General features: G+C 35.5%; 19 protein-coding genes. All 19 read left to right on the top strand.

Annotated elements, in window-relative coordinates; translation table 11 throughout:
- Positions 1-148 precede the first annotated feature (148 nt).
- Positions 149-1,159: an ABC transporter substrate-binding protein gene (locus tag ACZYT3_RS11740; RefSeq protein WP_464088806.1), complete on the top strand. Its 1,011-nt coding sequence runs from the start codon at positions 149-151 to the stop codon at positions 1,157-1,159.
- Between the two features lie 14 nt (positions 1,160-1,173).
- On the top strand, positions 1,174-2,244 hold the full coding sequence (locus ACZYT3_RS11735; protein ID WP_464088805.1) for an ABC transporter ATP-binding protein: 1,071 nt from the start codon (positions 1,174-1,176) through the stop codon (positions 2,242-2,244).
- Positions 2,241-3,914, top strand: a complete 1,674-nt coding sequence (locus ACZYT3_RS11730; protein ID WP_464088804.1) for an ABC transporter permease — start codon at positions 2,241-2,243, stop codon at positions 3,912-3,914. Before ACZYT3_RS11735 ends, ACZYT3_RS11730 begins: the two co-directional genes overlap by 4 nt.
- 146 nt (positions 3,915-4,060) lie before the next feature.
- The gene (locus ACZYT3_RS11725; RefSeq protein ID WP_464088803.1) at positions 4,061-4,822 is read left to right on the top strand and encodes a response regulator; all 762 of its coding nucleotides are present in this window, start codon (positions 4,061-4,063) and stop codon (positions 4,820-4,822) included.
- A 31-nt stretch (positions 4,823-4,853) separates the two neighbouring features.
- On the top strand, positions 4,854-5,630 hold the full coding sequence (gene ku / locus ACZYT3_RS11720; protein WP_294560943.1) for a non-homologous end joining protein Ku: 777 nt from the start codon (positions 4,854-4,856) through the stop codon (positions 5,628-5,630).
- The gene (locus ACZYT3_RS11715) at positions 5,630-6,523 is read left to right on the top strand and encodes an ATP-dependent DNA ligase (RefSeq protein WP_464088802.1); all 894 of its coding nucleotides are present in this window, start codon (positions 5,630-5,632) and stop codon (positions 6,521-6,523) included. Before ku ends, ACZYT3_RS11715 begins: the two co-directional genes overlap by 1 nt.
- Before the next feature lie 55 nt (positions 6,524-6,578).
- Positions 6,579-7,712, top strand: coding sequence for a CAP domain-containing protein (locus ACZYT3_RS11710; RefSeq protein ID WP_464088801.1), 1,134 nt, complete (start codon positions 6,579-6,581; stop codon positions 7,710-7,712).
- Positions 7,713-8,181: 469 nt separating this feature from the next.
- A complete protein-coding gene (mtnK, locus tag ACZYT3_RS11705) occupies positions 8,182-9,357 on the top strand; it encodes an S-methyl-5-thioribose kinase (RefSeq protein WP_464088800.1) in 1,176 nt (391 codons plus the stop codon).
- Entirely contained in the window at positions 9,357-10,415 is a 1,059-nt protein-coding gene (locus ACZYT3_RS11700; RefSeq protein WP_464088799.1) for an S-methyl-5-thioribose-1-phosphate isomerase, read from the top strand. Before mtnK ends, ACZYT3_RS11700 begins: the two co-directional genes overlap by 1 nt.
- Complete coding sequence (locus tag ACZYT3_RS11695; RefSeq protein WP_464088798.1) at positions 10,408-11,484, top strand: ethanolamine utilization protein EutH; 1,077 nt, start codon at positions 10,408-10,410, stop codon at positions 11,482-11,484. The genes ACZYT3_RS11700 and ACZYT3_RS11695 overlap by 8 nt, the downstream gene beginning before the upstream one ends.
- An 87-nt stretch (positions 11,485-11,571) precedes the next feature.
- The gene (locus ACZYT3_RS11690) at positions 11,572-13,530 is read left to right on the top strand and encodes a BglG family transcription antiterminator (protein ID WP_464088797.1); all 1,959 of its coding nucleotides are present in this window, start codon (positions 11,572-11,574) and stop codon (positions 13,528-13,530) included.
- A gap of 4 nt (positions 13,531-13,534) precedes the next feature.
- Positions 13,535-14,050 carry a PTS sugar transporter subunit IIA gene (locus tag ACZYT3_RS11685; protein WP_294560936.1) on the top strand — a complete coding sequence of 172 codons (516 nt, stop codon included), beginning with the start codon at positions 13,535-13,537 and terminating at the stop codon, positions 14,048-14,050.
- Positions 14,051-14,119: 69 nt separating this feature from the next.
- Positions 14,120-14,398 (top strand): PTS sugar transporter subunit IIB, encoded by a 279-nt coding sequence (locus ACZYT3_RS11680; protein ID WP_294560935.1) that lies wholly within the window; start codon positions 14,120-14,122, stop codon positions 14,396-14,398.
- Positions 14,399-14,409: 11 nt separating this feature from the next.
- Positions 14,410-15,780: a PTS galactitol transporter subunit IIC gene (locus ACZYT3_RS11675; RefSeq protein ID WP_464088796.1), complete on the top strand. Its 1,371-nt coding sequence runs from the start codon at positions 14,410-14,412 to the stop codon at positions 15,778-15,780.
- Positions 15,781-15,795: 15 nt separating this feature from the next.
- On the top strand, positions 15,796-17,079 hold the full coding sequence (locus ACZYT3_RS11670) for a class II aldolase/adducin family protein (RefSeq protein WP_464088795.1): 1,284 nt from the start codon (positions 15,796-15,798) through the stop codon (positions 17,077-17,079).
- Between the two features lie 554 nt (positions 17,080-17,633).
- Complete coding sequence (locus ACZYT3_RS11665; RefSeq protein WP_464088794.1) at positions 17,634-19,601, top strand: SHIRT domain-containing protein; 1,968 nt, start codon at positions 17,634-17,636, stop codon at positions 19,599-19,601.
- A 226-nt stretch (positions 19,602-19,827) separates the two neighbouring features.
- Positions 19,828-20,808: an LCP family protein gene (locus tag ACZYT3_RS11660; RefSeq protein ID WP_464088793.1), complete on the top strand. Its 981-nt coding sequence runs from the start codon at positions 19,828-19,830 to the stop codon at positions 20,806-20,808.
- 271 nt (positions 20,809-21,079) lie between these two features.
- Positions 21,080-22,939 (top strand): polysaccharide biosynthesis protein, encoded by a 1,860-nt coding sequence (locus ACZYT3_RS11655; RefSeq protein WP_464088792.1) that lies wholly within the window; start codon positions 21,080-21,082, stop codon positions 22,937-22,939.
- Between the two features lie 147 nt (positions 22,940-23,086).
- Positions 23,087-23,596 (top strand): antiterminator LoaP (loaP, locus tag ACZYT3_RS11650; protein ID WP_464088791.1); only part of this gene is annotated, 510 nt, incomplete at its 3' end.

The raw sequence follows: 23,596 nt of genomic DNA, 5'->3' as shown, positions 1-23,596 counted from the left end.
GTAATAAATTAAAAACTATTTTAAAGATTGTACAGGATTGATCGAATTGTGTCGGATATTTCCAATCAGTCGTGTTTTGTCGGATATGAATACGGTTTCATATCGTTTAAACTTAAAGCATAAACATATATGAAAGGAAATAAACGATATGAAAAAATTATTAACACTATGTTTATCTGTAAGTATGCTTGCAGGATTGAGCGCATGTTCGACACCGCAGGAAAACACGAGTCAGGAATTGGTCATTTATTCACCAAATTCAGATGGTCTTATTGAAGCTACGATTCCGTTATTTGAAGAGGAAACAGGGATCACTGTCCGCCTTCAGCAGGCAGGGACAGGTGAGCTGATCAAAAAGCTTCAAAGTGAAAAGAATGATCCGATTGCCGATGTCATGTTTGGCGGAGCGCATTCACAATTTATTCAAAATGCAGATTTATTTGAAAAGTATGTATCGGACAATGATAAGAATGTCATTGAAAGCTATCAGAATACTTCAGGTTTTACGACCAGCTATGTCTTAGATGGCAGTGTATTGATCGTAAATAAGGATTTGATCGGTGATATTAAGATCGAAGGTTATGCGGATCTGTTGAATCCGGCCTTGAAAGGCAAGATTGCGACAGCTGATCCTTCCAGCTCTTCCAGTGCTTTTGCACAGTTAACGAATATCTTATTGGCACAGGGTGGCTATACGGATGAAGAAGCCTGGAAGTATGTAGAAGAATTGTTTGTCAATATTGACGGTAAGATTGAGGGAAGCTCCAGTTCTGTCTATAAGAAGGTTGCCGATGGTGAGATGACGGTAGGTTTGACGTATGAAGATCCTGTGTTGACATTGATCAATGATGGCGCCAATGTAGAGATCATTTATCCAGAGGAAGGATCGGTATTCTTACCGGCCACCAGTGCAATTGTCAAAGATGCGAAGAATATGGAAAATGCCAAGAAATTCATTGATTTTCTGATCAGTCAGCAGATGCAGGATATCTATGGTACAGAAACGACGAATCGCCCGGTTTTAGAAAATGCGAAAACGAGTGATACGATGAAACCGATGAGCGAGATACCAACGCTTGTTGAGGATATGGATTATATTAATGAAAATAAAACACAGATCGTTGACAAGTTCAAAGATATCTTTGCCAGCATCAACTAACAGCGAGGTTTTAGATGAGTAAGATTAAAATTGAAAAAGCATTAAAAAAATATGGGGATCACACCGTGATCTCCTCCCTTGATCTTGATATCAGGGATGGTGAATTGTTCACCTTATTAGGACCTAGCGGCTGCGGCAAGACAACCCTTTTACGAATGATTGCCGGATTTAATTCAATTGAAGGCGGCGATTTCTATTTCAATGATCAACGGATCAATGACATGGAACCAAGCATGCGTAATATTGGTATGGTCTTTCAGAATTATGCGATCTTCCCCCATATGAGCGTTCGCCAGAATGTGGAATTTGGCTTGAAGCAGCGTAAGATGGATCGGAATGAAATTAAAGAAAGAGCAGATCGGTTTTTAAAGCTGATGCAGATCGAAGAGTATGCAGACCGTATGCCGGAGAATTTATCAGGTGGTCAGCAGCAGCGTATTGCCTTGGCAAGAGCCTTGGTGATCGAGCCGGATGTTCTGCTGATGGATGAACCTTTAAGTAACCTGGATGCGAAATTGCGTTTGGAAATGCGTGAAGTCATCCGTACGATTCAAAAAAATGTCGGGATAACGACCGTCTATGTAACCCATGATCAGGAAGAAGCCATGGCAATCAGTGATACGATTGCGGTCATGAACCATGGTGTGCTCCAACAGATCGCATCGCCAAAGGAAATCTATCATCGTCCTTCCAATGTTTTTGTCGCAACTTTTATCGGTCGTGTGAATATTATGGATGGGCGGTATGATCATGAAAGCAGGATCTTGCGATTAGAAGGCGGATATGAGATGGCTTATGAGGCTGGTTTTGATTCACAAAAGGTATTGGTTGCGATACGTCCTGAGGAATTTGAGATGAGTCAAAAGGTGGGAGGCCTTCATGGTGTTGTGGAAGATGCTGTCTTTTTAGGATTGAATACACACTATCATTTGCGTTTAGATAATGGTGAACGTGTTGAAGTGATCAAAGTCAGTTCGATGGAAGAAAGCTATATGCTTGGTGAAGATGTGTATCTGAAGATCTTGAGTGAAAAGATCAATCTGTTTAATGAGGACGGCAGTGTTAATCTGCTGATGAGCATATGAAGACCTTTGCTAAGCGCAGGCTTGACAGCTGGGCGCTGATTACGATCATTTTATTGCTTTTATATCTGGTGTTCATGGTTTATCCTGTTGGAAATCTTTTGATCCAGTCTGTGATCGATAAGGCAACACAAACCTTTTCATTGGACAGCTTCATTAAGTTTTTCTCAAAATCGTATTATCTTTCGACCTTATTCAATAGCTTTAAGGTATCGATCAGCGCAACCCTGCTGGCTTTGCTGGTAGGAACGCCGCTGGCATATTTCTTTACAGCTTATCGGATCAAAGGAGCCAAGGTCTTACGTATCCTGATCATTATCGCATCTATGTCAGCGCCTTTTATCGGAGCTTATTCATGGATCCTGCTTTTAGGAAGAAATGGTGTATTGACACAGCTGATCTATTCGATCAGTGGGATCATGCCACCGGATATCTATGGTTTTACCGGTATCTTACTGGTATTTACCTTACAGTTGTTTCCATTAATCTTCCTGTATGCATCAGGTGCTTTGAAAAATGTGGATCACTCGCTCATGGAAGCCAGTGAAAATATGGGCTGTATTGGAATCAAACGATTTGTGAAAGTGGTATTGCCGTTGATCACACCTTCTCTTTTAGCGGGAGCCTTATTGGTCTTTATGAGAGCTTTGGCTGATTTTGGGACACCGATGCTGATCGGTGAAGGATATCGAACGTTCCCGGTTCTCATATTTAATGAATTTTTAAGCGAAGTAGGTGGGGATGACAGCTTTGCGGCAGCGATCGCCGTCGTTGCGATTCTGATTACAACAGCCGTCTTCCTCGTTCAGAAGATCATTGCCAGAAAGAAATCATTTACGATGAATGCACTGCATCCGATGACACCAAAAGAGCTTAAAGGAATCAAAAAAGTATTCGTTTATTTATTCAGCTATGGTGTTGTAGGACTGGCTGTCATGCCGCAGTGTTATGTGATCTATACCTCATTTATCAATACAAAGGGAATGGTCTTCCAAAGCGGTTATTCGTTGGATAGTTATATCTCTGCTTTTGAAACATTGGGCAATTCCATTCAAAATACGATCTTGATACCGGGAATTTCTCTGGTCATCATCATTCTGATGGCCGTGCTGATTGCCTATCTCAGCGTTCGTCGCAGAAATGCGGCTACCTCGCTGTTAGATATCTTAAGCATGATTCCATATATCGTACCGGGTACGGTTGCCGGCATCGCACTTCTAAGTGCTTTTAACAGCGGTATCTTTGGTTCCGGTGTATTGGCGATCAGTGCAACGATGTCCATCATGGTCGTCGCTTTGGTCATCCGGCGTCTGCCTTATACGATCCGCAGCAGTGTGGCAATTCTCTCGCAGATTCCGATCAGTATCGAAGAAGCTGCTTTGAGTCTTGGAGCCAGCAAGATGAAGACCTTCTTCAAAATCACGATTCCGATGATGGCAAGCGGGATCATCTCAGGGGCGATCTTAAGCTGGGTAACGATGATTTCTGAGCTCTCGACAGCGATTCTGCTTTCGACCTATAAAACGCAGACGTTAAGTGTTGCGACTTATACCGAGGTCATCCGTGGCAACTATGGGGTTGCGGCAGCCTTATCGACCATATTAACAGTATTGACGGTCATCTCTCTTTTGATATTCATGAAATTATCGAAGGGTGAAGATTTGTCAATCTGATCATAAAAACTGCTGAGAAGCAGTTTTTTGTGCGTTATATGTCAAAAAAAGAAGAATCAGTGATATACTGAATATAAGCTGCCTCGTATTTGTTTGGTGAAATAAAGAAATAATGAGAGTTGTGAATCAGGATGCGAGGAAATGATATGGTTAAAATATTGATTGTAGATGATAATGAATCTTTTAGAAAAAATCTGATAAGTCTGATTGACGGATGCGGAGATTTTATCGTCATCGAAGCCGAGAATGTACAAGAAGGTGTTGATAAGATCCGGCAAACAAAGCCGGATATTGTCATGAGTGAGATCATGATGTCCTCTCATAACGGTTTAGAGATATTTGAAAAAACACAAAATCATAGTTATGGTGCAATAGTGATGACAAATGAACAAAGCTTCAAAGATGTCGTAAAAGCGATGCGTATCGGAATCAGTGATTATCTTATAAAACCGATCGATCAAAAGCAGTTATATGATGCGCTGCAGCGAGCCTTTCTTCACCATCAGCAACTTCTTAGTTATGAAGAAACCTTACGAAAAAAAGAAAAGCTGGAGAAATATTTTCAAACACCTCTTTTCCAGACAAAGGATTTGCTGGTAGAAAAGATGCTGGCCTATATTCATGAAAATTATATGCATAAGATCATCTTGAATGATCTGACACAGGAATTACATTATAGTCAGACATTGTTGAATAAAAGATTTAAAAAAGTGACTTCAATGACGTTTTGTGATTATTTAAATCGTTATCGGATCACCAAAGCCATTGAAATGATGAAAGAGGGTCAAAGGTACATTTATGATATTGCGGCCGGATGTGGTTTTCATGAATATAAATATTTTTCAGTCGTCTTTAAAAAATATACGCATTGTTCCTTAAAAGAATTCATGCGGCAGATTGAAATTTAAAAAAAACCGCATACTAAGGTTGAGGTGAGCCATGGCAGCAGCACATAAGGGAGCTATCAGCTTTGGTCTGGTGCATATCCCTATTGAACTTTATAAAACGACCCAGCCAAATGAAATATCATTTAATCAGCTATGCAAAGATACGCATGAGCGTGTCCGTTATAAGAAATATTGTCCGAGCTGCAGCAAGGAAATCAAAAACGATGATATCGTCAAAGGCTATCAGTATGAAAAGGATCGTTATGTCATCATGAGTCAGGATGAAATTGACTCTTTAAAAGCGGAAAAGGATCGTACGATTCACATTTTACATTTCACATCTCTTTCAGATGTGAGCGATTTATATTTTGAAAAGAATTATTATGCGATACCTGAAAAAAGTGCCCAGAAGGCTTATGAACTTTTATATAAGGCGCTTCATTCTTTAAAAGTCATTGCGATCGGACAATGTGTCATCGGTACCAAGGAAACCCTGGTTGCCATCATGCCTTTTGAAGAGGGGTTGATGGTCAAGACACTTTTTTATGAAGATGAGATTGCGCAAATGCCTAAAGATATCACCCATCCGAAAATATCTGCGGCAGAGCTGAAGATGGCGAAACAGCTGATCGAAGCGATGAAGGAACCTTTTGATCCGGCGCTTTATCATGATTCATTTCAGGAAAAACTTCGAAATGTCATTGAAGCTAAAATTCATGGACAAAAAATCGTATCAGCAAAGCCGCTTGAAAAAGAGAGTGCTATTGATCTGATGGAAGCTTTGACACAGTCATTGGCAACGAAAAAAGCTGAAAAGAGGGCTCACTGATGAAGCATGATCTTTCAGTAATGCTTATTGGTCAGGAAAAAGAAGCTTTTGATGATGAAGACTGGATCTTTGAGTTGAAAATGGATGGTATCCGCGTCCTGGCTTATATTGAAGATCATCAGGTTGATTTGCGTAATAAACGAAATCTGAAGCTGATCCAACGCTTTCCGGAGATGAAGGATCTGGGAAAATATGTTCGCAAGGATTGTATTCTTGATGGTGAGCTTTATTGTTATGATCAGGGACAGATTGATTTTTCTAAGATTCAAAGAAGAGCACTTTTGCGTGATCCTTTTAAGATACGGATGCAAAGTCATCAGACACCGGCGGTATTTACGGCTTTTGATATTCTTTATTATGGTTCAGATTATGTGATGGATCGGCCTTTGATGGAAAGAAAAAAGATATTGGAAAAATGTATCCGGCAGGAAACTGCTCATTTCAGCCGTTCCCGTTATATCTTTGAGGAAGGCTGTTTTCTTTATGAAAAGACGAAGGAAAAGGAATTGGAAGGCATCGTCGCCAAAAAGAAAGACAGTCTTTATAAACCGGGAGAGCGCACGAAACAGTGGATCAAGATCAAATATTTAAAGGATGATGATTTTGCGGTGGTGGGCTATAAGGTGAAGGAATCCGGGAGCATTTCATTGATTTTAGCGCAGTATGATCAAGGAAAGCGAATCTATATCGGGCAGGTGATGACTTCTTTGTCAAGACTGCCGAGGCATCAAGTAAAAAAGACAGCTGTTTTTGATATTTCAGATGCCATATGGCTGAAAGATGAATTATGTGCCAAGGTAAAATTTATGGAGAAAACGGCATCGGGGTCCTTGCGTCAGCCGGTACTGATAGATTTTGTTCATGATAAAAGGGCAGAGGATTGTCAAATGTGATGAAAACGTTACTTTTTTTGTTTGTGATTATGATAAAATGGTATAGAGGTGGATCATGAAAAAAAGATTTAGTATAGTTGTGACATTGTTATTACTGACAGGCTGTTTTCATTCAGAAAAGCTCATTGTGAAAAATGAACAGGTTGTTTATGAATATGGTGAAGATATTCTTATCGATCCTGAAGATTATTTAGATGAAGTCGATGAGGAAATCGTTGATCAGATCGAAATTGTGACGGAAGATGAAAATGTTTCAATTGAAGATCAAAAACTTGTTTTATTTGATGAAGAAGGAAATAAAAAAGAATATGTAGATGTAGGCGAATATGATTTAAAATTAGTCTATGAGAATGAAGAAAAAGAGGTCAAGGTCGTTGTTGAAGATACGACGCCTCCTGAATTTGTTGATTTTCTTGATGAAATTAAAATTGAACAGAATGCTTTGAATGTAGATCTGAATAAGTTTTTCAAGTGTGAGGATCTTAGCGGCTGTACTTTTACATTACAGGATGAAGTGAATCTTTCCGAATTGGGCGAGTATGAATTAGAGGTACTTGCGAAAGATGACTATGACAATGAAAGAAGTGCTGTTTCAAAAGTCATCGTTGTTTCTTTGGATGAGGCATTGGCAGGGAATGTAACTCCTGATTTAGAGGGCACTGTTTATCAAAGTGAAGCTTTAGTTGTGAAAAAACAAGAGTTGGCAGAAGCGAGCAAGAATAATAATTCATCAGGCAATACCACTCAAAAGCCAAATACATCTCAAAGCGGCAATTCATCACAAAATCAAAACAATTCAAACACATCTTCCGGTTATGTTGACAGTTATGCAAATGAAGTTTTGACGTTAGTGAATGAGCAGCGCAGTCAGGCCGGCTTAGGAGCACTGAGCTGGGATAGCAACCTTGCAAGTGCGGCTAATGTTCGTGCAAAAGAAATCGTTTCGTCTTTTTCACATACCCGTCCTGATGGCAGTGCCTGTTTTACAGCGGTAGTCAATGATGGCAGTTATATGACGTTAGGTGAAAATATTGCTTATGGTTATACGGGTGCCTCATCTGTAATGAATGGCTGGATGAATTCTGAGGGACATCGTGCAAATATCTTAAATGGTTCTTTTACGAAGCTGGGTGTTTCCTGTTACTATGAAAATGGTACGTATTACTGGGTACAGATATTTGGGGGATAGTGATTTAAGCGGATAAATCATCTGTATATGTCTAAAATATAAACCAAAACATATAAAATGAGATGATTCCTTTGATGCAGATAACTAAAATAAATATAGTTGTTTATGAAAAAGCCATTAGATAAGCTTTCATTGACTAAATGAAATATTACCTAAATAATATGAATCATTTTAAAATATGGCAAATCTGGATTTCTTCTTAAAGATAGAAATCATAGATTTGCTTTTTTTCACTTCTTTTGATTCAATGCTCTTTCTCTAAATTCAAATAACATATAACTTTTTTAGAGGACGATATTCTATGTTTAAACGGTATTTATGCATAAAATTATGAAAATACATTATTTTAAATAAATTGCAATTAATCAGTATCTTTGATGTTGTAATTTGTTCCTAAAGTATAAGGAAATCATTAATTTGAAAGGGAAAATGAACTATGATATGTTTTTTATAAAGAGGAGGAACAGATATGACAGAAAAAGATATCTTAAATTATTTAATGCATCATACTGCTATTTTTAATTCTAATGAAAAGCTAAGTATAAAGGAAATTAGTGATGGTAATATTAATTATGTATTTCGTATCAAAAGTCAAAATAAATCAGTAATAGTTAAATATGCTTCTGATAAGATACGGACATCCGGAAACCCATTAAGTACAGAGCGTAATCGTATTGAAACAAATGCACTTATTGATGAAAACAACTATGCGAAAGGATCTGTTCCAATGATTTATCATCATGATGAAAATAGAAGTATTTTAATTATGGAAGATCTTTATGATTATGATAATTTACGTTACGCTTTGATGAATCAGCGTCAATTTTCTACACTTGGAAAAGATATGACTTCTTTTCTAACAAAAACACTATTATTGTCATCTGACTTTATTATGGATCCTAAAGAAAAGAAACAAAAAGTTAAAAATTATATTAATCCAATGCTTTGTGCTATAACTGAAAGACTTGTATTTACTGAACCTTATGATAAAGAAATAAATACCAATATCTTAACAAAAGAAAATGAAGAATTTTTAATTCATGAATTATATGAAGATGAACATTTAAAATTAGAAGTTGCGAAACTAAAATATAATTTTGAAACTAAAGCACAATCTTTACTACATGGTGATTTGCATACGGGTTCAATTTTTGTAAAGGAAGGCTCTACAAAAATATTAGATCCTGAATTTGCCTTTTATGGACCTGCAGGCTACGATATAGGTAATATTGTCGCAAATCTGATATTTGCATGGACACGTTGTGCAGTAGGCACTGGCAATAAAGATTTTATGAATTATATTAAAGATACCATTACACAAATTATAGATGGATTCAAAAATGATGGTATGACTTTATTAAAAGAAAAGGTAACGGATCGCATGTATTTAAATGATGAATTTCTAAATAATGCCATTCAGGATATTCTTTGTGATTCAGCTGGAATGTGTGGAACAGAGTTGATACGACGTATCATTGGAGATGCAAAAGTAAAAGATATAACAACAATTGATGATATAAAGCAGAAATGTAAGGCAGAATGCTTTTGTGTGCTTGTTGGAAAATCATTAATTAAGCAAAGAAAATATATATGGAATGCAAATAATTATTTTGAGATAATGGATGATATATGGGAGAAATTATAATGGAAATGCAGAAAAATAAAAGAAGAGCAGATGAAGGTATGGGCTTTTTGCTTAGATTTGAAAATGTTGCCTGGTATGAAGAGGGCAAAGTATCAATTTTGGATAGAAGAATATATCCAATAGAAGTTAGATTTGTAGAATGTAGTCGTCATGAAGAAGTTGCACAAGCGATTCATGATATGGTAACTCAAAGTGCGGGTCCATATTCAGCGGCAGCTATGGGTATGGCATTAGCAGCTTATGAAGTTAGAAATGAAAAAGAAGAGAAAGTACGTGCATTTATGGAAAAAGCTGCATTTACATTATCGCATGCACGTCCTACTACTGTTGAAAAAATGAAAGAAATTACCGAAACTTCTTTAAAAATAGTACAAAAATCACTTGATGAAGGAGTGAAGGGATTAGAACTTGTTGATAGATTACAGCATTATGCTGTTGAGAGAATGAACAATAATTATCGTAAATATGAAAAAATAGGTGCATATCTTGCAGATCTAATTCCCGATAATGGTACGATCATGACCCAATGTTTTGCGGAAACTGTTTTAGGAACATTATTAAACGAATGTAGAAGAAGGAAAAAACAAATACGAGTGATTTGTCCCGAAACTCGACCTTATTTTCAAGGAGCTCGCCTGACAGCAAGTGTTGTCAATGATATGGGGTTTGATGTAACTGTTATTTGTGATAATATGGTTGGCTACACGATGATGAAAAAGAAAGTAGATTTATTTACATCGGCAGCTGATGTGATTACGATGGATGGATATGTCATAAATAAGGTAGGTACTTTTCAGATAGCCATGTTAGCACATTATTTTCATATTCCTTATTATGTAACAGGAACACCTAATTTATCTCATAAAACCGTTGACAGTGTGGTAATTGAAGAGAGAGATCCGGAACTGGTTTTGCATGCCATGAATATTAAGGTTACACAGGAAGGTGTCAAAGGTTATTATCCGGCTTTTGATATTACGCATCCAGAACTGGTAAATGGGGTTGTCACTGATAAAGGAATTTTAAGACCAGATAAACTTGCTACATATTATGAATAATATATTTTTAATATTGATCGGATGTTTTGCTGTAATTGGGGCAATTGATTATATATTAGGCAATCAGTGGGGTATGGGTGATCAATTTGCTGAAGGATTTTTATGCATGGGACCTACTGCTTTAAGTATTGTCGGAATCATTTGCATTATTCCTTTATTAAAAGATATTCTTACACCGATTGTTCAACCAATTTCTTCTATATTGGGTTTTGATCCGGCAATGTTTGGATCTTTGCTGGCAAATAATATGGGAGGATATACACTTGCAACCGAATTAGCAATTGAAACACAATTGGGTAAATTTTCTGGCCTGATTGTATCTTCTATGTTAGGTGCAACATTGGTATATTCAATTCCTGTAGGCTTAGGAATCATAAAAACTGAAAGCCATCCTGCTTTTGCGAAAGGAATCATGATAGGAATGATTACGATTCCAATCGGTTCAATTGTTGGTGGATGGTGTATGGGATTAAATATTTTTACATGTCTAACAAATATATTTCCGATTTTAATTTTATCAATTGGTATATCCATTGGTTTTAAATTGAATGAACGATTTATTTTGAAATGTTTTACATATTTTTCTAAAGGATTAAATATAATTGGAATTTTAAGTTTAGGTCTTGCAGCTTTTCAATCAATTTCAGGAATAAATATCTTTCATTCGATAGATGATATTTATGTAGGACTTCAAGTTGTCACTGAAATGAGTGTAATGCAATTAGGCACACTACCTTTGATAGCTATATTGATAAAGATATTTAAAAAACCACTCACGACATTAGGCGAAAAGATGGGCATCAGTGCTACAGCAACAGCTGGACTCATAACCTCCTGTATCAATGCTATTTCTGTTTTTACGATGATGAATAAAATGAGTGAAAAGGATATTATGATTGTCAGCTCTTTTTTAGTAAGCATGATATGTATTTTTACAGCGCATTTTTCATTTACTGCGGCAATTTCTATGGATCTGGTGATTCCCATGATTCTGGCAAAATTTGTATCTGGTTTATCAGCAGTAATAATTGCTATGATTGTTTGTAGGAAATCATTTCGAATGAATTAGGAAAAAGGAACCCATTTCTTATGAATTAGGAAAAAGTTCGTTTGAGAAATTACGTATTGGGCGGATATAATGAAAGCAGGTAAAGTTATGAAAAGATATAAACTACAGAATAGATTACAGAACATATTAATGTCTTTATTAGATGCCAACGATTGGTGTACGTCAGCATATTTGTCACGAATATTGAATGTTACTGATCGAACGATTCGTAATGATATGAATGAATTATCTGCAATCCTTCATTCATTGGACATCTCGATTACATCTGAAAGAAGTAAAGGGTATCTTTTAGATAATAAAAATAAGTATAAAGTACGTCAATGTATTGAGGATGGGCAAATTATACTTGATGAAGTTAATGAAGAATTACATATTAGCATCTTGATGTATTTGCTAGAATTAAATCAGGCAATTGATCTTGATGAACTAAGCGATAAATTTTATATTAGCAAATCGACTTTAGAAGAAAAAATTAAAAAAATAAAAAGTTTGCTCTATACATTTAATGGTAATGTTCATCTTCTGAGAAAGAAAAATTTAATACAAGTGAATGGTGATGAAAAAAGTATTCGCCAATTGCTTAATTTTTTGATTATTGATAATGATCATTCACAAATGTCTTTAAATTTAAAATATTATTCAAATTATTTTGATTACGAAGAAATGATTGCTATTCAGAAAATTGCGATAGAAGAAACACAGAGAAATGATGTTCAGATATCTGATATAGGACTTATAGCTATCGTTGTACATATTATGATCAATATCAATCGAATACGTGCAGGACTTGCTTTGCATTCTTCGTTTATTTATGAATCAAAAAAAAAAGAAGCAGTAGAAAGTTTGATTGCTGTTGGAATATGCAGAAGAATTGAGGAGTTATATGGTATTGAATTTAATGAGTATGAGGTAGAAGCAATTGCTTATTATGTTTCATTTAGAAGATTCTTTTCTACCGATATTCGCAATGATTTAGATATAGGTACCAATCAAATGCTTTCAGATGCTGTTAAGGAAATTCTAAAAACGATTAAAGAAACTTTTTTGATTGATCTGACGCAGGATACAGAATTGATTAATGGATTAGTAAATCATTTTAGAACATTTTTGCAAAGATTCAGCGTGAAAATCAGTTATCAAAACCCAATTCTTGAAGAATTTAAAGATAAATATCCGTTTATTTTTGAATTAGCGGTATTCGCAAGAAAACAACTTGAAGAAAGATTAGAGATTGAGCTAAATGAAGATGAAGTCGGTTATGTTGCAATTCATTTTGGTGCCGCTGTTGAAAAATTGAAATTTACAAGTGAAAAGAAGAAAATAAATTTAGCGCTGATCAGTCATCTGAATTATCCGGAATCACAGTTACTTATTTCTAAGCTTCGTTCATCGTTAAGTAATTTAGTCAATGTTTATGGTCCTTTTTCTGTTTTTCATATCGAAGATGCCTGGGATTGTGATCCTAGGATGATATTGACAACAACGAATCTCTATTTGGAAGAAAATGATTCGCATTACGTGAAAATCAATGCAATTTTAACAAGAAAGGATTTATATGAGATAGAGCGTATGATTTTAAAAATCATAGATGATGATAAACGTAAATTGAGTTTTTCAGATTTTTTCAAAGAAGAATTCTTTTATTCAGGGTTAGAGCTTGGAACAAAGGAAGAAGTCATTCATGAACTATCAAAAAAGCTTTATCGGGCAGGTATCGTAAATGATAAATTTGAAACATCTGTATTGATGAGGGAAAATTTTTCTACAACTGTTTTAATGAATCTTATTGCTTTACCTCATCCAATGGAAATATGTGCTAATGAAACCGTTGTTTCTATCGCACTATTGAAAAGACCTATAATATGGTCGAAAAGAAAGGTTCAGATTATATTTATGATGGCCGTTGCGGCAGAAGATCAGCATTTTTTAGCTTCTTTTTATGAATTGGTAGCTGATTTATCTGATGATATTAATTTTGTAAATAAAATGCTTAAGGCAAAAACGTTTGATGAATTTATTAAATTGATTAATGATTATGAAAGGTAAACGTATGGGAAATGATGAATTATTTAATGTAAAAAAATTATTTAAAAAAGATTTGGTTTTATTGGATGTAGAATGTAAAGATGTTTTTGATCTTCTAAATTATCTGAGTAATTTTGCTTTAGAAAAGGGTCTTGTTTATCCTGATTTTAAAGAAGCTGTTATTGAAAGAGAAAAGTCTTTTCCCACAGGTTTAAAGATGCCTCAAATAAATATTGCGATTCCTCATACGGATTCTAAATATGTTAAAGTTCCGCAAGTAATTGTGGCTAAGCTAAAGAAGAAAATCATTTTTAAGGAGATGGGTCTAGAGGATAATGATTTACCAGTAGATATTGTATTTATGCTTCTCATCAACAATGATGGACATCAAGTTTTTTTACTTCAAAACATTATAAATTTATGTATGAATGAAGAGATATCAAAAAAGCTTTTAAGTTCAAATTCACAAGAAGAGATATTTCATTTGATTCAGTATTATTATGAAACGTATGCTGAGTATTGTGAAGATGTATCTAACTAAATAACTACTGAAGTAGTTGTTTATACAGGTCAAAGTCCGGACAATATTGACCAAAGAAAGGAGGAAATTATGAAGAAATTGATTGTAGCTTGTAATGCAGGTGTCGCGACTTCAAATACAATAGCTTACAAGGTAAAAAGTTTGTTGAAAAAAAGAGGGTATGAAGCGGAGGTTGAAGCAGTAGATATTACTTCTGTTGAAAGAGCTTTAAAAAATGCAGATATGTATATTTGTATTATTAAGCCCGATAAAGATTATGGGGTACCAATGTGTAATGGAATGGCTTTTTTGACTGGAGTTGGAATTGAAAAAGAATTGCAGAAAATTATTGATGTTTTAAATAAATAGGAGGATGAATTGTGGAAATTATTACGAATATTTTTAATTATGTTCTTAACGATTTAGGTTCGACTGTATTTATCCCGATTTTAATGATTATTTTAGGTAAAATATTTAAGATGAAATGGGGTGAAGCAATTTCTTCAGGTTTACTGTTGGGTGTTGCTTTTGCGGCTGTAAGTTTAGTATCTGGATATATGGGAGACATTATTACTCCTCTTGCGAAAGATATGGCAAGTACTGTTGGTAAAGAGTTTACGATCGTTGATGGCGGATGGTCAGTATTGGCTTCAGTTACTTGGACTTGGAAATATGCTTTCATTATGTTCCCGATTCAAATTGCTATAAATTTTATAATGCTTTTATTAAAAAAGACAGATACGTTAAATGTTGATCTTTGGAATGTTTGGGGAAAAGCTTTTATTGCCTATTTAACTATTCAGGTAACAGGTAGATTCTGGTGTGGTATTGTGATTGCCATCTTACAAATGGTGATGGAACTTATTCTTGGTGATGCCATGCGTGGCCGTGTCCAGGAAACAACGGGTGTTGAAGGAATTACTATTCCGCACAGACATATGCTGCTTTGCTCTTTGATTTATCCTGTTGATAAAGTGTTAAGAAAAATTCCTTTATTTAATAAAGAACTTACAATTGATAATCTTAAAGCTAAATTAGGTTTCTTATTTGATAAGCATGTCTTTGGTTTCGTTATTGGTTTCTTATTTGGTTTGCTTGCTAAACAAGATCTGGCTGGTTGCTTTACAACAGGAATTCAATGTGGTTGCGCATTGTTATTATTGCCTAAAGTAGCTGGATTGTTTATGGAAGCACTAAATCCTTTAGCCGAAGCGGCTTCTGCATTTATGTCCTCAAAAGCAGGCGGCAGACAGATTTATATTGGTTTGGATAATCCGATGTTACTTGGAAATAGTGAAATCTGGACAACAGTTATCTTATGTATTCCGGTATCTATTATGTTGGCTGTAGTGCTTCCGTTTAATAAGATTCTTCCTTTCGCAGCATTGGATAATCTAACATTAGCGGTGTGCTGTTTCATGGTTTGTCGTGGTAATTTATTAAGAATGATTATTCTATATATTTTAGGTACTCCTATCTATTTATATGCAGCTACCATGGTAGGTCCGATTATTTCTCAGCTTGGATGGGAAAATGGTATTTTTGAAGCAGGCCAAATGTATGCAAGTGCTGGTATGGACTGTCCTGCATTTACAGTTATATTTATGAATCTATTCCAATTTTTAGATGGAAATTTCATTTGGGTACTTTTAGCAATCGTATTTATGGCAGGTTATATATTCACAGTTAAAGGATTTAGAAAAGAAGGTAAACAGTACTTTGATTCTTTACAGGAAAAGTCAAATGAATAGAACAGGAGCGGATGTATGGAAAAAGAGATTATCTGTTATTATATAAAACGTCTTTATGATAAAAAACTGACTACAATGTCAGGTGGAAATTTATCGGTTAAATCAGAAAATTCTGTTTATGTAACACCATCGGAAATTGATAAGGGTAATTTAAAGACGGATGATATCATGGAGATTTTAAATACCGGTGAAATATATGGTAAACATAAGGTAACAAGTGAATTTCCAGTTCATAAAGCCGTATATGAGATGAATCATGATATGAATGCCATATTGCATTCACATACATCTTCAATTCTTGGGTTTTCAACAGCACATATTTTACCAAAAGTTAAATTATTGGCAAATGTTGCTTATGATTTAAATGGGAAAATAGAAATTGCGAAATATGCAGATCCAGGTACAAAACAATTGGCAGATGAAACAGTAAAAGTATTAAACGGGTCAAATGCAGTTGCTATTTTAGAAAATCATGGACTCTTTATCGTTGATCATACAATGGAGGATTGTTATGATAAACTTGAGAATTTAGATTTGGTATGTAGAATTGAAAGTAATATAAAGAAAATAGGTGGTACTCCTAAGGAACTTACTGAGGAGCAAATTGATCAATATAAGAATGATGTAGAAAATAATCTTACTAGAAGTGAAGAAGATAATGGAGGATATCAGGAAGAAAGGAAATTGCTTGCAGAACTGTTAAAAAGATTATATAGCCGAGGTATCTCAACATGTAAAAATGCTTGTTTTTCTTGGCGATTAAAGAATCATGATATTTTGGTAAATCCGGACAATATGGATGTGACAACTTTAAAGCCAGAAGACTTGGTTTTAATACATGATAATAAATATTGTGGTGAAAAAAAGCCTCATCGTGATTTTCTTTTCCATTTATCTATTTATAAAAATCATGATCATATCAATAATGTGATATCATCTTGTCCACCTTATGCTATGGCATATGCTTGTAGTGATCAGGAATATGTCACAAGAGTGATTGCAGAGTGTTATGGTTATTTAAGGAATATTGAAAAAAAAGAATTGAAATCTCGAAGTGAGATGGAAGAACTTTTGAAGGGATATTTTGATGATTATCATAATACGGTCTTGATTCAGAATTATGCTTGTATTGTTACTGGACCACATCCACTGAAAACCTATGATCGAATGGAAGTAGCAGAATCTACTGCAGAAGCAATCATTGAAACATTTCCTGTAAATAAGCCGGTTTTGATGGATCAAAGAGCTGTGGAAGTCATTCAAAAGAATTGTGGCATTTATCCAGAGAAAAAAGAATAGTTAATAAAAAAGTACAAGATTAGGCATAACCTTGTACTTTTTGTTTATATAGCGATAAATAAATGAAATAGACGTTGATAAAAGCCGTTTAGAAACCAGTTCTAAGCAGGACGTTGATTTTTAGAATTTTATCGTTATTTTTTTATCCATTATGACACGCAAATCTCATTTGTGTATTCTACTGGTTCTTCAATACTCTTAATTGCGTAAATTTTTTTCCTCCATTTTCATAATCTCAATTCAAATGATTGATACGAGTAGCAACCTAAGATTCTGTTTTATATAACTATACAGTTTTTTTAAGTAGAAGAATGGAAGCCTGTTAGCAGAAGAAGTAAAAATTAGTAGTTAAAATAGTAGGATATTTAATTCAATCTATGAAATTAAAAACTTTGATTGAATTTATGAATATCTCTATATTTTACATTATAAATTGCCTGAACGAAAAAGTCTATAATTTGCGATTTTGAATCAGGAGAGGAGGGTTAAAAAAAGAGATATATGATTTGATATGTTTTTGTTTTGGTGAAAATGGTTATGATCAGGAGGTAATGATGAAAAAGATGAGAAGAAGTAAATTATGGCTGATGATGCTTTCTCTTGCAATGATTTTCTCAATGACATGTAACAGTGTCTTTGCTCAAGAAACAGAGAGGACATTTACAGTTTCTAACTTTGATGAGTTTAAACAGGCAGTTCAAGATATTGAAGGAGATACGCAGTATGATTCATTTGTGATAAGTTTGACGGATGATATTGATTTTGCGGCAAGTGGTTTTAATGCAGAATTTAGAAAAGATACGGTCATCTTAGGCAACGGACATACTATTAATCTGGGAACAGAGCTTTCATATGGCGGTATCAATATCCTTAATGGAGCAACTTTGTCATTAGGAAAAGAAAATCCAACCGGAAATGAAAATGTTCTGATGATCACTGTTGAAGAGCCGGCAGTCGGATATCGTTCAAGAGCTTTGATCATTATTGGAGGCTTGGGAGATCGCGGTACAGGAGTTTTGAACATGTATGATGGCGTTGAATTGACTGGCAGCAAAGTTAATGGTAGTTCTATGGCTTCTGCTGTCAATATTCAAAACGGCGTCTTTAATATGTATGGCGGTGAAATTCATGGCAACACGAATTTAGCCACTGCGGGCATGAGTGGAGCTGTTGCGGGAAGAAATGATTCCGATTACAAAATTACGTTTAATATGTATGGCGGAAGTATTCATGATAATACGACAGATTCTCGAATTTCATCTTATAGTGGAGCAATTTTCTTGTTTGACGGTGCGATGAATATGTATGGCGGTGAAATTATCAATAATCACGCCAACAGAGCGAGTACTTCAATGTATAATTATGGTGGCGGTGTTTCTCTTTATAACTCTTCAGCAGTATTTGATAAGGGAACGATTTCAGGAAATACCGGCAGTACTTATGGCGGCGGTATCTATGCTGATCAAAATTCTAAAATCACTATCAATAGTGGCTTTGTGATTACCGCTAATACAGCCAGCTATGGCGGAGGTTTGAATTATAACAGTACTGCAGAGTCCGTTATCCATGATGGGGCTGTCATCGCAAATAATACAGCCACAAATGGAGGAGCTGATATTACATTCTATTCTAAAAACGGTAATTCATTGACATTGGGATCAGCAGGATCCATGAATGCTGTTTTGACTACGGATGGTTCTAATAAAAATATTAGCGGATGGTATGTGGATTCTTTGAATAATCGTTGGGATCCGGATGCAGCAGAAGAAGTTGATGTATCTTCACCGCTGTCAGATGTAACAGTTCATCTCGTAGCAGCTTATGAAAACGAATATTCTGTCAATTATAGTTTTGTAAGCAGTACAGCTGATAAAGAGCTGCCTAATGAAGTGTTAGAGCTGCTTCCAAGTGATTCACAGGTGTACAAAAAAGGAGATGTCATTAAACCTTTGACACCAATCAAGACACATGTTGTCGTGAGTGACGGTGAATGGATATTCAAGGGCTATGATGCGGAAGAGAAGTTGATTGAAGAGGCAGTGACGGAGTTTGTAGGAACATGGGAATTTATTGAGAAAATCGAATATAAGGTGACTTATCGCTTTGAAAGCACTGCTGCTGATAAAGAGCTGCCTAATGAAGTGATGGAGCTTCTTCCAAGTGATTCACAGGTATATGAATTAGGAGATGTTGTTGCTCCTGTAATGCCAATCAAAACAAGTGTCAGCGTAAGTGATGGCGAGTGGACATTTAAGGGCTATGATGCGGAAGAGAAGCCGATTGAAGAGGCAGTGACAGAGTTTGTAGGAACATGGGAATTTAGTGAGAATCCACATATAGGAACAGATGACAATATAAACGAAGATGCGGATGATTCAAATAATGTTCATGGAAATGAAAGTACTCCATCGACAGATGACAGCAGTCATTTATGGCTGTTCACATCGACACTTTTAATTTCAGGACTTTTGGTAGCTGTCGTTCTTGTTTTAAAGAAGAAACAGGAAATTTCGGAAAGATAGGATATACATTATCTAAGAAAGAAGTAACTGATTACAAGAAACGGTTACTTCTTTTTCATTCAGTATGTGGTCATAAAAGTATGAATACATACATAAACCTTTTAATTTTTTGTTGATCTAAGAGATTAAAAATGAAGAAGCATTATGTGATTTCGTGTTAGATTTTAGAAAAATAGTGATTTATCCTTGAAATAGTGCTACAATATGCGGGTATTTGGAGGTACTTATGTCAATTAAAGCAAAAAAAAGACTGGTCATAGCATTATCAATTATTCTTGTATTGATCATTGGTGTTTTTGCCGGTATTAATTTATATGCCGATTCTTTATTGAATCGTATGGGACGTACCGATTCATTTAATAAAGATGAGGTTTATTCGTATGAATCGAATCGCAATGTGGATAATATTGCGCTTTTAGGGATCGATGCTGATGAGGGAAGTGGTGCTCGTACGGATGTAATGAAAATCATTTCACTTGATTTTGATAACGATGTTATTAAAATATCTTCATTGCAGCGTGATAATATCGTTTATCAGCCGCTGATGGACCGCTATGAAAAATTAAATCATGCTTATTGGCGCAGTGGTGTGCAGGGTACGCTGAGTGCGATCAATTATAACTTTGACTTGGATGTTACGCAGTATGTATTGTTTAACTTTGATTCTGTTGAGGAAATTGTCGATATATTAGGTGGTGTGGATATTCAGCTGACTGCGGCTGAAGCGGGATACTTAGGTTTAGGCGGTGCCGGGACTTATCATTTGAATGGTTCACAGACGTTGAATTATTCGCGTATTCGTTCGGTGGATAGTGATTATGAGCGTATGTCAAGACAGAATAATGTTATTGATGCTTTGATTTCGTCCTTGAAAAATCAATCACTTTTTGATTTATTGAATATTGTTGATGATGTCTTGCCGTATATTGAAACAAATCTTTCCAATGGTGCCATTAAAAATTATGTGACTCAGTTATTAGGCTTTGATTTGAGTCATATTGAACAGTATCAGTTTCCAAAAGACGGTTATGCTTCACAGCTGACTTCACTTACTTTATATGGATATTCACCACAGTATGTTTTGAAGGATTTTAGTGGTGAGGTTGAATCGCTGCATCATTTTATCTATGGTGAGGAAAGCGATTATACTGCCAGTGAAAGAGTGCTGAAGGTTGAAAAAGATATTTTGGCACTTGCCGGATATTAAGCTCTCAAATGATGAGGGCTTTTTTGTCGGGGATTTGGCGAAAGATAATCTAAAGGATTACGTTCAAAAATACGTGTTTCAAGATAAGGTAATTTTATCGCCTGAGTAGTGAATAAATGGTTTAAATAGGATGAAATTTAATGATTACAATTTGCGATAAAAATGATATAAAATGTTAAGAAATGTAAGTAAATAAAGCGATTTTAGGGGATTTGAAGTATTGTTTAATCATGTATTATATGTTAAAATCTTTATGATTGGGGGAGAAATAATGCTGAATTGGTTTTTTGAAAATCAGTTTTATAAGAAGCATCGGGAAAAAATTCAGGTAGTTTTAGATCTCTTGATTGTTTGTTTTTCTTATGTTTTGGCTTATTGGACGAAGTTCAATTTTAGATTTGATTTTCATTCTTTGGTTTTTCATAAGCTGCTCATTTTTGCTGTTGTAGTTCTGCTTATATACACAGTATATTTTGTAGCGTTTGGAATCTATCGAAGTCTTTGGAAGTATATCGGTGTTGTGGAAATCGTGCGTTTGACTTTGGCAGATGGGCTGGCAACGATGACGATCATGGCACTTACTTTTGTTTATAAGCAAAGCCTTGATTATATGAGCATTGAATTAGTTGCAGGTTGTTTTGCAGCTTTGATGATGTTTTCACTTCGAGTGTTATATCGTTTGTTTAGAAGATATACATCACGTGTTGGTGATACAAAAAATGCTGTGATCATCGGAGCCGGAGATGCCGGTAACATTTTGCTTAAGGAAATCAATCAGAATGAAAAACTTAAGTATAAGGTTGTCGGTTTTGTTGATGATTATAAAAAGAAATATATGATCGAGGGGCTTTCTATTTTAGGAACCTGTCTTGATTTGAAGGAAATCAAGGAAAAATATCATGTGGAGATTGCCTTGATTGCAATGCGCAACGTATCCAAAAAACAATTGCGAACGATCGTTGAGCAGTGTCAGGCGGTTCATTTGCCGGTGCAGATGATGAGCGAAAGCATCTTTGGTAATCAGCTAAAGAAGAGAAATGTGCTGAGTGATGTTAAGATCGAGGATCTTTTAGGCAGAGGCGAGATTCATCTGGATCAGCATGAGATTGCTTCTTATATCACAGATAAAAGAATTTTGGTGACAGGTGCCGGCGGAAGCATTGGATCAGAGCTTTGCCGTCAGATCTTAAAGTTTAAACCAAAGGAGCTTGTCATGTTGGATATCAATGAAAATGATTTGTATCTTTTGGAACAGGAATTTAATCGTGATCGTGAGCATGGCAAGCTGGATGCAGATATCAAAATCATTTCCATCATTACTTCGATTCGTGATGCGAAAGGATTGGATCAGGTTTTTAAATTGTATCATCCGGAGGTTGTTTATCACGCAGCGGCGCATAAGCATGTTCCTTTGATGGAAACAAGGCCGATGGAGGCTATCAAGAATAATGTTTTTGGAACACGAAATGTGATCTTGGCTTGTATCAAGTATAAAGTGTCACGGTTTATCATGATTTCTACGGATAAAGCTGTAAATCCTACTAATGTCATGGGTGCTACCAAGCGTATGACAGAGATGATCTTACAGGCATATGGTGATAACGGTTTAACGAAGATGGCGGCGGTTCGTTTTGGAAATGTTTTAGGAAGTCATGGCTCAGTCATTCCGATTTTCTCAAAGCAGATCGAAGAAGGAGGACCGGTTACGATTACCGATAAAAATATTATTCGTTATTTTATGACGATTCCTGAGGCTGCACAGCTGGTTTTGCAGGCTGGATATTATGCAGATAAGGGTGAAATCTTTGTGTTGGATATGGGTGAACCGGTGAAGATTTTGGATTTAGCTGAGAAGATGATCAAACTGTGTGGACTTGAACCGTATGAGGATATTGAGATCAAAGAGATTGGTCTAAGACCTGGTGAGAAGATGTTTGAAGAGCTTCATTTAGGTGGTGAAACTTTTTCCAAGACTAAGAATGATTTGATATATAAGAATGATGTGATGCATATTTCATTGGATGAATTGAATGAACGATTGGATGTTTTAGAGGATCTGATCAAGAATGAAGAAAATATTGGTATTATAAAAAATACGATTTTGAACCTGATTATTACTGACAATCAATAAAGATTGAGTTATAATAATTAGGTTGTGTACAAGAATGCAGAGCTGATCAATCGTTGCCCGGTGCACGTTGTATGTCTGCAGGATCATCACTGAAACTGTTCATATGTAAGGTATGAATAGGCGAAGCATATCCAAAAGGAGATCAACATGGAGAAATGGTATGTGATTCAAGTAAGGAGTAGGGCGGAGGAGAAGATTAGAAGAAGTTGTGAGATACTGATTTCTAAGGAAATATTGAAGGAGTGCTTTATTCCGAAGAACAAGAGGATGAAGAAGATAAAGGAAAATTGGGTGGAGATTGAGGAAATACTGTTTAGCGGGTATGTTTTTTTGGTGAGTGATGATCCTGATAAGCTATATCTTGAATTGAAGAAGGTTCCGGATCTTACAAAGATGCTGGGGCATGTAGATGGTGATATATTTCCGCTTTATGATGATGAGGTAGTGTTTTTGAAGTCATTGGGTGATGATGATCATGTGGTTGAGATATCGACGGGTTTGATCGAAAATGATGAAGTGATGATTACTTCCGGACCTTTGAAGGGAAAAGAGGGAATTATCAGGAGGATTGATCGGCATAAGCGTATTGCATTGATTGAAGTTGAATTGTTTGGAAAGACTACACAGGCGAAAGTGGGTCTGGAAATTGTAAGTAAA

The sequence above is a fragment of the Traorella sp. mt218 genome (assembly GCF_055420025.1).
The sequence above is the reverse complement of the archived record's forward strand: the minus strand, read 5'-3'. Positions and strand labels throughout refer to the sequence as shown.